Origin of the sequence: Limnohabitans sp. (genome assembly GCF_046052825.1) — a bacterium.
Classification (GTDB): Bacteria; Pseudomonadota; Gammaproteobacteria; order Burkholderiales; family Burkholderiaceae_C; genus Limnohabitans.
The window spans coordinates 1-13,693 of the sequence record NZ_JAVLFP010000091.1 but is presented as its reverse complement, the minus strand read 5'-3'; the positions used below and the strand labels follow the sequence as shown (position 1 = coordinate 13,693).

Annotated in this window: 16 protein-coding genes; 13 read left to right on the top strand and 3 right to left on the bottom strand. The window is 58.1% G+C overall.

All coding sequences use genetic code 11. From position 1 onward, the window contains the following. The coding region (locus ACKWJN_RS15140; RefSeq protein ID WP_408598266.1) for an NUDIX hydrolase at window positions 1–473 on the bottom strand (473 nt) is incomplete at its 3' end. A 99-nt stretch (window positions 474–572) separates the two neighbouring features. Here ACKWJN_RS15140 and ACKWJN_RS15135 point away from each other — a divergent pair. The 5 genes from ACKWJN_RS15135 to ACKWJN_RS15115 are packed head-to-tail and all read left to right on the top strand — an operon-like array spanning window position 573 to window position 5,940. Continuing rightward, entirely contained in the window at window positions 573–1,703 is a 1,131-nt protein-coding gene (locus ACKWJN_RS15135; RefSeq protein ID WP_408598265.1) for a Re/Si-specific NAD(P)(+) transhydrogenase subunit alpha, read from the top strand. 16 nt (window positions 1,704–1,719) lie between these two features. After that, complete coding sequence (locus ACKWJN_RS15130) at window positions 1,720–2,043, top strand: NAD(P) transhydrogenase subunit alpha (RefSeq protein WP_408598263.1); 324 nt, start codon at window positions 1,720–1,722, stop codon at window positions 2,041–2,043. Beyond that, complete coding sequence (locus ACKWJN_RS15125; RefSeq protein WP_408598261.1) at window positions 2,040–3,503, top strand: NAD(P)(+) transhydrogenase (Re/Si-specific) subunit beta; 1,464 nt, start codon at window positions 2,040–2,042, stop codon at window positions 3,501–3,503. The genes ACKWJN_RS15130 and ACKWJN_RS15125 overlap by 4 nt, the downstream gene beginning before the upstream one ends. A 5-nt stretch (window positions 3,504–3,508) precedes the next feature. Continuing rightward, on the top strand, window positions 3,509–5,185 hold the full coding sequence (locus tag ACKWJN_RS15120; RefSeq protein ID WP_408598270.1) for a long-chain-fatty-acid--CoA ligase: 1,677 nt from the start codon (window positions 3,509–3,511) through the stop codon (window positions 5,183–5,185). Further along, entirely contained in the window at window positions 5,182–5,940 is a 759-nt protein-coding gene (locus tag ACKWJN_RS15115; RefSeq protein WP_408598259.1) for a 5'-methylthioadenosine/adenosylhomocysteine nucleosidase, read from the top strand. Before ACKWJN_RS15120 ends, ACKWJN_RS15115 begins: the two co-directional genes overlap by 4 nt. 4 nt (window positions 5,941–5,944) lie before the next feature. On the opposite strand, the gene corA is transcribed toward ACKWJN_RS15115, so the two are convergent. Next, on the bottom strand, window positions 5,945–6,931 hold the full coding sequence (gene corA / locus ACKWJN_RS15110; protein ID WP_408598257.1) for a magnesium/cobalt transporter CorA: 987 nt from the start codon (window positions 6,929–6,931) through the stop codon (window positions 5,945–5,947). 279 nt (window positions 6,932–7,210) lie between these two features. Here corA and hpf point away from each other — a divergent pair, with 279 nt between their 5' ends. The 3 genes from hpf (at window position 7,211) to hprK (ending at window position 9,044) form a co-directional block, all read left to right on the top strand. Further along, window positions 7,211–7,540 carry a ribosome hibernation-promoting factor, HPF/YfiA family gene (hpf, locus tag ACKWJN_RS15105; RefSeq protein ID WP_408598255.1) on the top strand — a complete coding sequence of 110 codons (330 nt, stop codon included), beginning with the start codon at window positions 7,211–7,213 and terminating at the stop codon, window positions 7,538–7,540. A 98-nt stretch (window positions 7,541–7,638) separates the two neighbouring features. Beyond that, window positions 7,639–8,103 carry a PTS sugar transporter subunit IIA gene (locus tag ACKWJN_RS15100; protein WP_408598253.1) on the top strand — a complete coding sequence of 155 codons (465 nt, stop codon included), beginning with the start codon at window positions 7,639–7,641 and terminating at the stop codon, window positions 8,101–8,103. Next, window positions 8,100–9,044 carry an HPr(Ser) kinase/phosphatase gene (hprK, locus tag ACKWJN_RS15095; RefSeq protein WP_408598251.1) on the top strand — a complete coding sequence of 315 codons (945 nt, stop codon included), beginning with the start codon at window positions 8,100–8,102 and terminating at the stop codon, window positions 9,042–9,044. The genes ACKWJN_RS15100 and hprK overlap by 4 nt, the downstream gene beginning before the upstream one ends. 1 nt (window position 9,045) lies before the next feature. Here hprK and fur read toward each other — a convergent pair whose 3' ends face one another. Then, on the bottom strand, window positions 9,046–9,498 hold the full coding sequence (gene fur, locus ACKWJN_RS15090) for a ferric iron uptake transcriptional regulator (protein WP_408598249.1): 453 nt from the start codon (window positions 9,496–9,498) through the stop codon (window positions 9,046–9,048). A 152-nt stretch (window positions 9,499–9,650) separates the two neighbouring features. Here fur and ACKWJN_RS15085 point away from each other — a divergent pair, with 152 nt between their 5' ends. The 5 genes from ACKWJN_RS15085 to leuS form a co-directional block, all read left to right on the top strand. Further along, window positions 9,651–10,115, top strand: a complete 465-nt coding sequence (locus ACKWJN_RS15085) for an outer membrane protein assembly factor BamE (RefSeq protein WP_408598248.1) — start codon at window positions 9,651–9,653, stop codon at window positions 10,113–10,115. 3 nt (window positions 10,116–10,118) lie between these two features. After that, window positions 10,119–10,937 carry a 4-hydroxy-tetrahydrodipicolinate reductase gene (gene dapB, locus ACKWJN_RS15080; RefSeq protein WP_408598247.1) on the top strand — a complete coding sequence of 273 codons (819 nt, stop codon included), beginning with the start codon at window positions 10,119–10,121 and terminating at the stop codon, window positions 10,935–10,937. Window positions 10,938–10,942: 5 nt separating this feature from the next. Further along, the gene (locus ACKWJN_RS15075) at window positions 10,943–11,560 is read left to right on the top strand and encodes a MotA/TolQ/ExbB proton channel family protein (RefSeq protein ID WP_408598245.1); all 618 of its coding nucleotides are present in this window, start codon (window positions 10,943–10,945) and stop codon (window positions 11,558–11,560) included. Then, the gene (locus tag ACKWJN_RS15070) at window positions 11,561–12,010 is read left to right on the top strand and encodes an ExbD/TolR family protein (protein WP_408598243.1); all 450 of its coding nucleotides are present in this window, start codon (window positions 11,561–11,563) and stop codon (window positions 12,008–12,010) included. 70 nt (window positions 12,011–12,080) lie between these two features. After that, window positions 12,081–13,693, top strand: a 1,613-nt coding sequence (gene leuS / locus ACKWJN_RS15065; protein ID WP_408598268.1) for a leucine--tRNA ligase, incomplete at its 3' end; no start/stop codon positions are given.

The window sequence follows — 13,693 nt, the reverse complement described above, 5'->3', positions numbered from 1 at the left end:
AGACAGGTGTAGACCATGGCCATTGGAAAGCGCTGGCCCCGAGCGTGGTCTTCGATGCAGCGCAGCACCAACGGACTGCGCAACCGGTGTGCATTGGCACGTACTTCGTCGGCGCTCATCCACAGGGTCCGCTCGATGCCTTTGTCGAGCCGGGCGCCTTCCACCACGTCGCCGAGGTCACCACAGTAGGCAAAGCGCAGGTAGGTGATGTCCTCGGCGGCATGTGCCTCGCGCGCTGGGCGCTGAAAGCGCGACATGTAGATACCGACCAAGGCGGTCGGCGTGAAAGCGTGTGTGGTTTCTTCGAACGCCTCGCGTGCACAGCCGGCTTCGGGTGATTCACCCGGGTCGAGGTGGCCCGCCGGGTTGTTCAAGCGCAAGCCTTCTGGCGTGTGTTCTTCAATCAAGAGGTAGCGACCATCGCGCTCAATGATGGCGGCCACGGTGACACTGGGTTTCCAACGAATAGTCATTCCCCCATTATCTTTCGGGTAAGCCCACGCCAGAGCAGGGGTGTTTCTGGTGTAACCTTTCGGGAGTCTGACAACAACCCCAGCCTTTAGGAGTTCTTCATGCTGATAGGCGTGCCCGTCGAAACGACGGCAGGTGAAACCCGTGTGGCGATAACGCCCGAGACGGCTAAAAAACTGATCGCGCAGGGACACACTGTGCGCATTCAATCGGGCGCCGGTGTGGCGGCCAGCGTCACCGATGCGGCCTATGCGGCAGCGGGTGCTGAAGTGGTCGATGTGTCAACGGCTTGGGGCTGCGATTTGGTGCTCAAAGTGCGAGGCCCTTCGCAAGCTGAGGCCGCGCATGTGGTGGCTGGCAGCACCGTGGTCGGCATGCTGGAGCCCTTCAATGCCGAAGGCCTGCAGCGCTTGGCCACTGCCGGAGCCACGGGGTTTGCGCTAGAAGCCGCACCGCGCACCACGCGCGCCCAAAGCATGGATGTGTTGTCCTCACAAGCCAACATTGCTGGTTACAAAGCCGTGATGCTGGCCGCTGACAAATACCAACGGTTTTTCCCGATGCTGATGACCGCGGCGGGCACCGTGAAGGCTGCGCGCGTGGTCATCCTGGGCGTGGGTGTGGCGGGGTTGCAAGCGATTGCGACGGCCAAACGTTTGGGCGCGGTGATTGAAGCCACCGATGTGCGCCCGAGCGTGAAAGAACAAGTCGAATCACTGGGGGCTAAATTCATCGACGTGCCGTTCGAAACCCAAGAAGAAAAAGATGCGGCGGAAGGGGTTGGCGGTTATGCCCGGCCGATGCCCCAGAGTTGGCTGGATCGTCAAAAGATCGAAGTGGCTAAGCGTGTGGCGCAAGCCGATGTGGTGATCACCACGGCCTTGATCCCTGGGCGCGCAGCACCGGTCTTGGTGACCGAAGACATGGTCAAAGCCATGAAGCCAGGCTCTGTGATCATTGACATCGCCGCTGGCAAAGGTGCCACAGGCACAGATGGCAACTGCCCGCTGACCGAGGCCGGAAAAACCGTGGTCAAGCACGGCGTGACCCTGGTCGGGGAAACCAATTTGCCCGCCTTGGTGGCGGCGGACTCGAGTGCGCTGTATGCCCGCAACGTACTGGACTTTTTGAAGTTGATCATCAACAAGGAAGGTGTGCTGCACATCGACTTGGAAGACGACATCGTGGCGGCATGTTTGATGACCCGCGATGGTGCAGTGGTCAAGAAATGAACGTGAGGATCTAAAAATGGACGCAGTTTCTCCCACCCTCCTGAACCTCATCATCTTTGTGCTGGCCATCTATGTGGGCTACCACGTGGTGTGGACGGTCACGCCCGCCTTGCACACGCCGCTGATGGCGGTGACCAACGCCATCTCGGCCATCGTCATCGTGGGGGCGATGCTGGCCGCCGCGATGACCGAAACCACACTCGGCAAAACCATGGGTGTGCTGGCGGTGGTCTTGGCCGCAGTCAATGTGTTTGGCGGCTTCATGGTGACGCGTCGCATGTTGGAGATGTTCAAGAAAAAAGACAAAAAGGCACCGGCTGCTGAAGGAGCCTCGAAATGAACGGCGGTTTGTTGAACATGGATTTCGTCAGCATGAATTTGGTCACCATGATGTATTTGGTGGCCAGTGTCTGTTTCATTCAAGCACTCAAAGGCTTGAGCCACCCCACCACCTCGATCCGAGGCAATGTCTTTGGCATGACCGGCATGACGATTGCCGTCTTGACGACAGCGGCCTTGATCGTCAAGTTGTCGGGTTCTGGCGTGGGAATGTCCTGGGTCTTGCTGGGTTTGGTGATCGGTGGTGGAGCTGGAACTCTGATGGCGCAGCGTGTCGAGATGACCAAGATGCCAGAGTTGGTGGCCTTCATGCACAGCATGATCGGTTTGGCTGCGGTGTTCATCGCGATCGCTGCGGTGGTGGAGCCGGCGGCATTTGGCATCGTGACAAAAGGCCAAGGTACCCTGGACATCCCCAATGGCAACCGATTGGAGTTGTTCTTGGGTGCCGCGATCGGTGCCATCACCTTCAGCGGCTCGGTCATTGCCTTTGGCAAGCTCTCGGGCAAGTACAAATTTCGTTTGTTCCAAGGTGCGCCGGTGGTATTCGCCGGACAGCACATGCTCAACCTCGCGGTGGGTTTGGGTACGTTGGGGCTGGGCGTGGTCTTCATGCTCAGCGGCAACTGGGACGCGTTTTTGTTGATGCTCGCGTTGTCGTTTGTGTTGGGGGTGTTGATCATCATCCCCATTGGTGGTGCAGACATGCCGGTGGTGGTGTCCATGCTCAACAGTTATTCGGGCTGGGCCGCAGCAGGCATTGGCTTCTCACTCAACAACAGCATGTTGATCATTGCCGGCTCCTTGGTCGGCAGTTCGGGGGCGATCCTGAGCTACATCATGTGCAAGGCGATGAACCGTTCGTTCTTCAACGTGATCTTGGGTGGCTTTGGTGGCGAGGCGGGCACCGCAGCGGCAGGCAGTACCGAGCAGCGTCCCGTCAAGAGCGGCAGCGCGGACGATGCGGCCTACATCTTGGCGAACGCCGAAAGTGTGATCATCGTGCCGGGATACGGCTTGGCCGTCGCACGTGCCCAGCACGCGGTGAACGAATTGGCCGAGAAGTTGATGCACAAAGGCATCAGCGTGAAGTACGCCATTCACCCGGTGGCCGGGCGCATGCCAGGGCACATGAACGTGTTGCTGGCCGAGGCCGAGGTGCCATATGACCAGGTGTTTGAGATGGAAGACATCAATGGCGAATTTGGGCAGGCGGATGTGGCCATCATTTTGGGGGCCAATGACGTGGTCAACCCCGCAGCCATGACCAAGGGTTCGCCCATTTACGGCATGCCAATTCTGGAAGCCTTCAAAGCCAAAACCATCATCGTCAACAAGCGTTCCATGGCCTCTGGCTATGCGGGCTTGGACAACGAGCTGTTCTACATGGACAAAACCATGATGGTGTTTGGTGACGCCAAGAAAGTGGTGGAAGACATGGTCAAGGCCGTGGAGGCATGAGCCCGATGGAACACCGTCCTTGGCTGAGCTCTTACCCTGAAGGTGTCCCTGCTGACATCGACACCAGCGCCTATGTGTCGCTGGTGGAGTTGATGCAAGACAGCTTTGAGAAATACGCTGACCGCACGGCTTTCAGCTTCATGGGGCATGACATGAGTTATGCCGAACTGGATCGGCTCAGCCAAGTGTTTGGGGCTTATTTGCAGAGCTTGGGGCTTTTGGCCGGTGACCGCGTGGCCATCATGTTGCCCAACGTGTTGCAGTACCCCGTGGCGGTTGCCGCCATTCTTCGCGCGGGCTATGTGGTGGTCAACATCAATCCACTTTATACGGCGCGTGAGTTGGAAGTTCAGCTCAAAGATGCAGATGCCAAAGTCATTGTGATTTTGGAGAATTTTGCGGCGACCTTGGAAAAGTGCTTGGCAAAAACACCCATCCAGCACGTGGTGCTGTGCGCCATGGGTGATCGACTGGGATGGCTCAAGGGCCTGGTGGTCAACCACGTGGTGCGCCGGGTGAAAAAAATGGTGCCCGCATTCAGCCTGCCCAAGGCGGTGCGTTTCAATGCTGCGTTGACCCAGGGCGAGTCATGTACCCTGACCTTGCCTGCCACCGATGGCGAGGATTTGGCCGTGTTGCAGTACACAGGCGGGACCACCGGCGTGTCCAAAGGCGCAGAGTTGCTGCATCGCAACTTGGTGGCCAATGTGTTGCAGTCGCACGCGTGGAATGCGCCAGCGTTGACACGGGTGCCGGCCAACGAGCAACTCACGTTTGTGTGTGCCCTGCCGCTTTATCACATCTTTGCTTTCACCATCAACATGATGTTGACCATGCGCATGGGCGGGCGATCGATCTTGATTCCCAACCCGCGTGATTTACCGGCGGTGATCAAAGAGCTTTCTAAGCAACGGTTTCACATGTTTCCGGCGGTCAACACCTTGTTCAATGCTTTGGCCCACCACCCTGACTTTGGCAAGGTGGATTGGTCGCATTTGGTGGTGTCTTTGGGGGGCGGCACAGCGGTACAAAGTGCCGTCGCCAAGTTGTGGCTGGAGAAAACAGGCTGCCCCATCTGTGAGGGCTACGGCTTGTCGGAAACCAGTCCTTCGGCCAGCTGCAACCTCGTGACCAGCCAAACATTCACGGGCAGCATTGGGGTGCCGATCCCTGGCACAGAAATGAAAATCATCGACGACGAGGGACACGAACTGCCCCCCGGGCAGCCCGGTGAAATTGCGATCCGCGGCCCGCAGGTCATGGCTGGTTACTGGCAACGGCCCGACGAAACAGCCCGCGTCATGACGGCGGATGGTTTCTTCAAGTCGGGTGACATCGGTGTGATGGACGAACACGGGTTCTTCCGCATCGTTGACCGCAAGAAAGACATGATCTTGGTGAGTGGCTTCAACGTCTATCCCAACGAAGTGGAAGAGGTGGTGGCCAGTCTGCCCGGTGTGCTGGAGTGTGCCGTGATTGGCGTGCCTGACGAGCGCACGGGTGAGGCGGTCAAGTTGGTGGTGGTCAAGAGCGACCCTGAGTTGACCGAGGCGATGGTGCGCGAGCATTGCAAACAAAACCTCACCAACTACAAGCACCCTCGCTTGGTGGAGTTCCGCACCGAGTTGCCCAAGACGCCCGTGGGCAAAGTCTTGCGTCGCGAACTGCGCGAACCTTCATGAGCCGTCTGGCCCTCGTCAGCGCCATGCACGAAGAGCTGGCGGCTGTGTTGGCGCGCATGCCCGATGAGCACAAAACCGTGGTGGCTGGGCGGGAGTTTTGGGTCGGTCACTGGCATGGTCACGAGGTGGTTGCGGTGCTGTCGCGCATTGGCAAAGTGGCTGCGGCCACCACCACGGCTGTGCTGATTGAACGCTTTGGCGTCAATCGCGTGGTGTTCACCGGCGTGGCTGGCGGCTTGGCGCCCCAAGTGAACGTGGGCGATGTGGTGGTTGCCCATGAGTTCATGCAACACGACATGGATGCTTCCCCTTTGTTTGCGCGTCATGAAGTTCCCCTCACGGGCGTGACCCGCTTTGCAGCGGATGCCACATTGCGCGATGCTTTGTTAGAGGCCGCTCTGTTGGCGCTCAAAGATGTGGTGCGCAGCTTGCCGCGGCAAGACTGGCTCAAGCTCGACTTGGCGCAAGCGCGCGTGCACCAAGGCTTGGTGATCAGTGGAGACCGCTTTATCTCTCAAAGCGCGGACAGCGCTGAACTGCAACGGCGCTTGCCGGATGCTTTGGCGGTGGAGATGGAGTGCGCGGCCATGGCGCAGGTTTGCCATGACTACGGCATACCGATGGCTGCGGTGCGGACCATTTCAGACCGTGCCGACGATGCAGCCCATGTCGACTTTCCGCAATTCATCCAAAGCATTGCCAGCAGCTACAGCGCGTCGGTGCTGGACCGCTTGTTGCAACATTTGCCGAGTTGAGGGCTCATTTGAGCCAACCGCGCTTGCGGAAATACCACATCGGCACCACGGCGCTGCCGATCATCAGGGCCAGTGCGAAGGGATAGCCCCAGGCCTTGTCAAGCTCTGGCATGTACTGAAAGTTCATGCCATAGATGCTGGCAATCAAAGTGGGAGGCAGCAGCGCCACACTGGCCACCGAGAAGATTTTGATGATCTTGTTCTGGTTGATGTTGATGAAACCCACCGTGGCGTCCATCAGGAAGTTGATCTTGTCGAACAAAAACGCGGTGTGGTTGTCCAGCGACTCGATGTCGCGCAAAATTTGACGGGCTTCTTCAAACTGCTCGGCATTGAGCATGCGCGAGCGCATCATGAAGCTCACTGCGCGCCGGGTGTCCATCACGTTGCGGCGAATGCGACCATTCAAGTCTTCTTGGCGTGCAATGGCACCCAGAACTTCACCGGCCAACACGTCGGTCACGTCTTCTGCCAGCACCAGCTTGCCTGCTTTTTCTAGCTGGTCGTAAATGCCTTCCAGGGTGTCGGCAGAGTACTCGGCATCGGCGTCAAACAATTTGAGCAACACCTCTTTGGCATCCTCAATCAGGCCCGGTGCACGGCGTGCGCGCATGCGCAGCAAGCGAAACACGGGGACGTCTTCGTCGTGGATGGAGAACAACACGCCACGGCTTTTGAGAGCGTTGTTGTTTTGATTCAAGATGAACGCCACACGCACGGTGCGGGGTTCGTCTTCGTCTGCGATCAAAAAGTCACTGCGAATGTGCAACTCACCGTTGTCTTCTTCATAGAAACGTGCGGACTCTTCAATGTCCTCGTCCATCGCGTCTTCAGGAATGGACAGTCCGTAGTACTGTTTGATCCAACGCTTTTCTTCCAGCGTGGGAGCTTCAAGGTCAACCCATATCGGTTGGAATTTGGAGAGTTCTTCCAGCGACTCGATCTCTTCTTGAAAGAGACGGCCGTTGGCCAGCGTGAAAATATTGAGCATGGCAAGCGTGGTGTGTGTGCACCGGAGTTCGAAGGTGTGAAATACAGCAGCTTTCGAATCAGGGCGGCACCCGTGGCCATCAAAGACTCGAAAGCTACCAACTAGGGTAGGTTTCCAAGGAGATTGCTCCGCTGTTTGAGAACACCAATTATGGCATTTCACGGGGTGGCTTAGGGGTTTTTCCGGGGCATCTTTTTTGGCATTCTTTGAGTTAAGCCCATTGCCTTTTTGTAGCGCAAGGCGCATAGTGAAACTGCCAATTCACCAAAGGAGCCTCTCATGAATTTGACGATCAGCGGTCACCATCTGGAAATCACCCCAGCGTTGCGCAGTTACGTGACGGGTAAGTTGGATCGCATCACCCGACATTTCGACCAAGTGGTGGATGTGAAGGTGCTGTTGAGCATTGAAAACCAAAAAGAGAAAGAGGGCCGCCAAAAAGCCGAGTGCAACATTCACGTCAAGGGCAGCGACATGTTTGCTGAGTCTGCACACGAAGATCTGTATGCCGCAGTCGATGACTTGGTGGACAAATTGGACCGGCAAGTGGTCCGCCACAAAGACCGCTTGCAAAGTCATCACCATGAAAGCCCTAAGCGGCTGATGTGACGTGAGTTAATTCAAAACGTTTCAAAAACCGCCTGTCGCAGGCGGTTTTTGCGTTTTGGAATAGGGTTTTCAGCAGGTGCATAATCTGCCGCACCACCATGAACCGACTCGCCACCATCCTGCCTCCGACACAAGTCCTTGTGAACATGGAGGTCACCAGCAAAAAGCGCGCTTTTGAAGAAGCCGGGCTTTTGTTTGAGAGCCTGCATGGCTTGAATCGTGCCTTGGTGGCTGACAGCTTGTTCGCCCGAGAGCGGCTGGGCTCGACCGGATTGGGTCATGGCGTGGCCATTCCGCATGGACGTATCAAGGGCCTCAAGTCCCCCATGGCCGCTGTGTTTCAACTGGAGCAGCCGATTGGGTTTGACGCCCCCGATGAGCAACCGGTGAACTTGCTGATCTTTTTGTTGGTGCCTGAAGCCTCCACCCAAAAGCACCTTGAAATTTTGTCGGAGATCGCCGAGTTGTTGAGTGACACAGCTTTGCGAGAAACCATCAAGTCGTGCAACGATGCGGTCGAATTGCACCGCATCATTTCAACCTGGAACGCGGTGTCGTTTTGAAACCTACCGTCATCAGCGCTGACGTTTTGTTTGAAGAGTTTCGCGGCAAGCTGCGCTGGGAGTGGGTGGCCGGTTTGAGCGCTTCCGAGCGGCCATTCGATGAAGTGGCTGTGCGTGCTGCGCGCTCTGGGGCTGATTTGGTGGGGTATCTCAATTACATCCACCCCTACCGCGTGCAAATTTTGGGCGAGCGCGAAATTGCCTACATCACCAAAGGCAACGCGGCCGACTGCGCACGCCGCGTGGCGCGCATCGTCACCCTAGAACCGCCATTTTTGGTGTTGGCCGATGGGCAGCATGCGCCCGATGAGTTGCTCGCCATGTGTGAACGGGCGCAATTGCCCATGTTTGCAACCCATGAGTCGGCCGCTTTTGTGATTGACGTGCTCAGAGCCTATTTGTCCAAACACTTTGCGGACCGCACCTCGATGCATGGCGTGTTCATGGACATTCTGGGCTTGGGCGTGATGATCACTGGCGAGTCCGGTTTGGGCAAAAGTGAACTCGGCTTGGAACTCATCTCCCGTGGCAATGGTTTGGTGGCAGATGATGCGGTCGATTTGTTTCGCATCAACCAAGCCACCATCGAGGGGCGTTGCCCCGAGTTGTTGCAAAACTTGCTCGAAGTGCGCGGCATCGGCTTGCTCGACATCCGTGCCATTTTTGGCGAAACAGCGGTGCGTCGCAAAATGCGACTCAAACTCATCGTTCACCTGGTTCGCAAAGAAACCTTGGAGCGCGATTACGAGCGCTTACCCCACGAGCCATTGACCCAAGACGTGTTGGGTGTGCCGGTGCGCAAAGTGGTGATTCAGGTGGTCGCTGGACGCAACATTGCTGTGTTGGTCGAGGCGGCGGTGCGCAACTCTATCTTGCAATTGCGTGGGGTTGACACCTACCAAGAATTCATCGCGCGGCATCGCCGTGCCATGGAATCCTAAGTCACGCGTTTTTCGCGGCTGAGGGCTTGACGGTGCGGTGCGGGCACACTTTTTTACGGCAATGCGCATACAAACTCAGCGCGTGATCGGCAATTTCAAAGCCTTGTTTTTTGGCCACTTTGATTTGAAGGGCCTCAATCTCGGGGTCATGAAACTCCTCCACGCGGCCGCAATCGAGGCACACCAAATGGTCGTGATGCTCGCCTTCGTTGAGCTCGTACACCGCCCGTTCGCTCTCAAAGTGACTGCGTTTGAGAATGTCAGCCTGTTCAAACTGCATCAACACCCGGTACACCGTGGCTAAACCAATGTCGATGTTTTGCGTCAGCATGTGACGGTACACATCTTCGGCCGTCATGTGGCGCTGGGTGCCGCGCTGAAACAGCTCCAGAATTTTCAGCCGCGGTAAGGTGGCCTTGAGGCCAATGCTTTTGAGGTCGTCAGCGTGTGCCATGATGGGTTTCCAAGTCGAGTTCAATAGCTGCCCGCTACAATGAACTGATCATATCCTTACCGCCCATTTCGGCCTTTCACACCATGTTTGAATCCTGTCGAAAAGCCTTCAATCAGCGCTCAGTTTTGCGGCTCACTGGCATCATTCTTGTGATGGTCGCAGGGCTTGGTGTGTCAGCCTGTTCAAGTTGGGTCACCCCCTACCGCTCCGAGGTGGTTCAAGGTAATTTTGTGTCCCGAGAGCAGGTGCAAGCGCTGCGCATCGGCATGCCGCGCCAAGCCGTGCGCGATATTTTGGGCACCCCTTTGGTCACCAGCCTTTTCCATGCCGACCGCTGGGACTACGCCTTCACCATCCGACGCCAAGGTGCCGAGCCACAGCAGCGTCACCTGAGTGTGTTTTTCATCAATGGGGTGCTCGATCGCATGGAGGGCGACCCCTTGCCGACCGAGGCAGAGTTTGCAGCCAAGGTTGACACCCGTCGGCCCGCGCCGAGAACCCCCAATCTGGTGGCCAGCGAAGATGCGCTGGCGAAGTTTCCATCCAAGGCTGTGCCTGCCAACGTCGGTGCACCGGCTAAAGGCGAAGGCAACTACCCTCCGCTTGAAAGTCAGTGAACCATGGCTCATTCCACCCCGCCTTTGAACATCGCCATTGCTGGCGCCAGCGGCCGCATGGGCCAAATGCTGATTGAAGCTGTGCGCCAAGCGGATGGCTTGCGCCTGAGCGGTGCTTTGGATGTGCCGTCCAGCCCAGGCATTGGCAACGACGCCACCGGATTTTTGGGGCAAGCCAGTGGCATCAACATTCAAGCTGACGTGCGTGCGGGCTTGCAACACAGCCAGGTCTTGATCGACTTCACCCGCCCCGAGGGCACCTTGGCCCACTTGGCCATTTGCCGAGAACTGGGTGTGAAGTTGGTCATCGGCACCACCGGATTCACCGACGCACAAAAAGCAGAAATTACCGCTGCCGCACAAGACATTGCCATCGTGATGGCGCCCAACATGAGCGTGGGTGTGAACGTGACCTTGAAGCTGTTGCAAATGGCGGCACAGGCCATGCCCACGGGCTATGACATCGAGATCATCGAAGCCCACCACCGCCACAAAGTCGACGCACCTTCGGGCACCGCATTGAAGATGGGCGAAGTGATCGCCGAAGCTCTGGGACGTGACTTGAAAGACTGTGCGGTCTACGAGCGCTATGGCCACACGGGTGAACGTGACCCCTCCACCATCGGCTTTGCCACCATTCGGGGCGGTGACATCGTGGGCGACCACACGGTCTTGTTTGCCGGTACGGGCGAGCGCATCGAGGTAACCCACAAGTCATCCAGTCGTGCCACTTATGCCCAAGGCAGTTTGCGTGCGGCGCGCTTTTTGGCGGGCCAGAGCCATGGCCTGTTTGACATGTTCGACGTTTTGAACTTGCGGTGAGTGGCATGTCGTTGACCTTGGGCCAAGATGTCTTGAGTGTCACGTTGACCCTGCTGCTGTTGGCCATGTCTGTTGCCAGTTGGAGCGTCATTGTTTACAAAACCTGGCTGTTGCGTCGCGTACATGCTGACCTACCCATCGCCAAAGCTGCTTTTTGGCAAGCCCCTGATTTTTCCCAAGCGCTGGCGGTGCTGGCCGGCTTGGACCGCCAGCGCGTGTTGTTGCCTTTGGCGCAGGCCCATCAGCACCTCATGCCGGGTACCTTAGGCGATCAGGGCGATAGGGCGGCGCAACGCACCCGCGTGTTGCGCGATGCCTTGCACCAGGTGCTGCACCGCCTGCAAACTGGACAAGTGCTGCTGGCCAGCGTGGGGGCGACGGCGCCCTTTGTGGGGCTGCTTGGCACCGTATGGGGCATTTACCTTGCGTTGGCTGGCATGGCGGTGGCCACCCAGCTCACCATGGAGCGCGTGGCGGGCCCCGTGGGCGAGGCCCTCATCATGACTGCGGCGGGTCTGGCGGTGGCGCTGCCTGCGGTGTTGGCCTTCAACGTCATGGGCCGCGTGATCAACCGCGTGGAGCAAGAGCTGGAAGGCTTTGCCTACGACTTACGGACCCTGTGAATGGCCTTCGGTCGTTTTGAACGCACACCCGGGCAAACGCCCATGAGTGAGATCAACGTCACGCCATTGGTCGACGTGATGATGGTCTTGTTGGTCATCTTCATCCTCACAGCGCCTCTGCTGGGCAGTGCTTTGAAGTTGGATTTGCCGCAAGCGCAGGGTGCGTCCGCAAGCGCTGCGGCGCAGGCGGTGCGTCTGAGTGTGGACGCACAGGGCCAAGTGTTCTTGGATGATCAGCCCATGGCACTGGATGCCTTGGCGCAGGCCTTGAAGTCACGTGCCGCGCAGGCGATTGCCGCAGGACAGGCCGAGTTGCCTGAGGTGCAACTCCAGGCGGACACCCAAGTGCCCTACGGCCGCGTGGTCGAGGTGATGGACTTGGCGCAATTGGCGGGGCTGAATCGGATGGGCTTTGTCACGCAGCGCAAGCCGGACACGCCCAAGCCCTAAAATCGAGTCATTCCCGCCGGTGAGACTGGCGACGTACCCTGTGTCCGCGCAGGGTTTTATGACCGACTCCATGCAAGACAAATACAACCACACCGAGGTCGAACGCGCTGTTCAGACCGCTTGGACCCAAAGCGACGCCTACCGTGTGACCGAAAACGCACGCGACGCGCAAGGCCAGCTAAAAAAGAAGTTCTACGCTTGCTCCATGCTGCCCTACCCCAGTGGCAAGCTGCACATGGGCCACGTGCGCAACTACACCATCAACGACATGCTCACGCGCAGCCTGCGCATGAAGGGCTGGAATGTTTTGATGCCCATGGGCTGGGATGCGTTTGGCCTGCCTGCTGAAAACGCCGCTTTGAAAAATGGCGTGCCACCGGCCAAGTGGACCTATGAAAACATCGCCTACATGAAGCAGCAAATGCAGGCCATGGGCTTGGCGATTGACTGGTCGCGCGAAGTGGCCACCTGCGACCCCACTTATTACAAGTGGAACCAGTGGCTGTTTTTGAAGATGCTGGAAAAAGGCATCGCCTACCGCAAAACCCAAGTCGTCAACTGGGACCCGGTGGACCAAACTGTGCTGGCCAACGAACAGGTCATTGACGGCAAAGGCTGGCGCACCGGTGCGGTGGTCGAGAAGCGCGAAATCCCGGGCTACTACCTCAACATCACCCAGTACGCGCCCGAGCTGCTGGCGCATGTGCAAATTGGCAACGACAAAGCCACCCTCAACGGCTGGCCCGACAAAGTGCGCTTGATGCAAGAAAACTGGATTGGCAAATCCGAAGGTGTGCGCTTTGCCTTTCCCCACAGCATCCAGGGTGCTGACGGCGCCTTGATTGGCGATGGCCGCATGTACGTGTTCACCACGCGTGCCGACACCCTCATGGGCGTGACCTTCTGCGCGGTGGCGGCCGAACACCCACTCGCTTTGCATGCCGCGGTTTCCAACCCCGCTTTGGCCGCGTTCCTTGAATCCTGCAAATCCGGGGGCACCACCGAAGCCGAACTCGCCACCCAAGAAAAGAAGGGCATGGCCACAGGCTTGTTTGTCACGCACCCTTTGACAGGTGCGCAAGTCGAGGTGTGGGTGGGCAACTATGTGCTGATGTCGTATGGCGACGGCGCCGTGATGGGCGTGCCTGCGCATGACGAGCGCGATTTTGAATTTGCCTTGAAATACAACTTGCCCATTCGGCAGGTGGTGGGCCTTGACGCAGCCGCAGCGCCCTCGACGGGTACGCCAGGCTCCTCATACGCCAGCTCAAAATCGTCGCCCGACGCACCCGCCGATGCCGCGGCGTTCGATGCCAACACTTGGCAAGAGTGGTATGCCACCAAAGCCGGTGTGTGCGTGAACTCTGGGGCGCTTGACGGCCTGCGGTTCAAAGACGCGGTGAACCAAGTCGCCGAGTTGTTGGCCACCCAAGGCCTGGGCGAGAAAAAGACCACTTGGCGTCTGCGCGACTGGGGCGTGAGCCGCCAGCGCTACTGGGGCACGCCCATCCCCATCAGTCATTGCGACGAACACGGTGCGGTGCCCGTGCCCGAGAAAGACCTGCCGGTGGTGTTGCCGCAAGATTGCATTCCTGACGGTTCTGGCAACCCCTTGCACACACACGAAGGCTTCCACGCAGGGGTGGCCTGCCCCGTGTGTGGCAAGCCCGCGCGTCGCGAGAC

Bases quoted from the DNA above. Each gene is read 5' to 3' on its own strand.
- ACKWJN_RS15070 (WP_408598243.1), top strand. From the start codon at position 11,561: ATGGCCTTCGGTCGTTTTGAACGCACACCCGGGCAAACGCCCATGAGT.
- ACKWJN_RS15125 (WP_408598261.1), top strand. From the start codon at position 2,040: ATGAACGGCGGTTTGTTGAACATGGATTTCGTCAGCATGAATTTGGTC.
- fur (WP_408598249.1), bottom strand. From the start codon at position 9,498: ATGGCACACGCTGACGACCTCAAAAGCATTGGCCTCAAGGCCACCTTA.
- corA (WP_408598257.1), bottom strand. From the start codon at position 6,931: ATGCTCAATATTTTCACGCTGGCCAACGGCCGTCTCTTTCAAGAAGAG.
- ACKWJN_RS15120 (WP_408598270.1), top strand. From the start codon at position 3,509: ATGGAACACCGTCCTTGGCTGAGCTCTTACCCTGAAGGTGTCCCTGCT.
- dapB (WP_408598247.1), top strand. From the start codon at position 10,119: ATGGCTCATTCCACCCCGCCTTTGAACATCGCCATTGCTGGCGCCAGC.
- ACKWJN_RS15075 (WP_408598245.1), top strand. From the start codon at position 10,943: ATGTCGTTGACCTTGGGCCAAGATGTCTTGAGTGTCACGTTGACCCTG.
- ACKWJN_RS15085 (WP_408598248.1), top strand. From the start codon at position 9,651: ATGGTCGCAGGGCTTGGTGTGTCAGCCTGTTCAAGTTGGGTCACCCCC.
- ACKWJN_RS15135 (WP_408598265.1), top strand. From the start codon at position 573: ATGCTGATAGGCGTGCCCGTCGAAACGACGGCAGGTGAAACCCGTGTG.
- ACKWJN_RS15115 (WP_408598259.1), top strand. From the start codon at position 5,182: ATGAGCCGTCTGGCCCTCGTCAGCGCCATGCACGAAGAGCTGGCGGCT.
- hpf (WP_408598255.1), top strand. From the start codon at position 7,211: ATGAATTTGACGATCAGCGGTCACCATCTGGAAATCACCCCAGCGTTG.
- ACKWJN_RS15100 (WP_408598253.1), top strand. From the start codon at position 7,639: ATGAACCGACTCGCCACCATCCTGCCTCCGACACAAGTCCTTGTGAAC.
- ACKWJN_RS15130 (WP_408598263.1), top strand. From the start codon at position 1,720: ATGGACGCAGTTTCTCCCACCCTCCTGAACCTCATCATCTTTGTGCTG.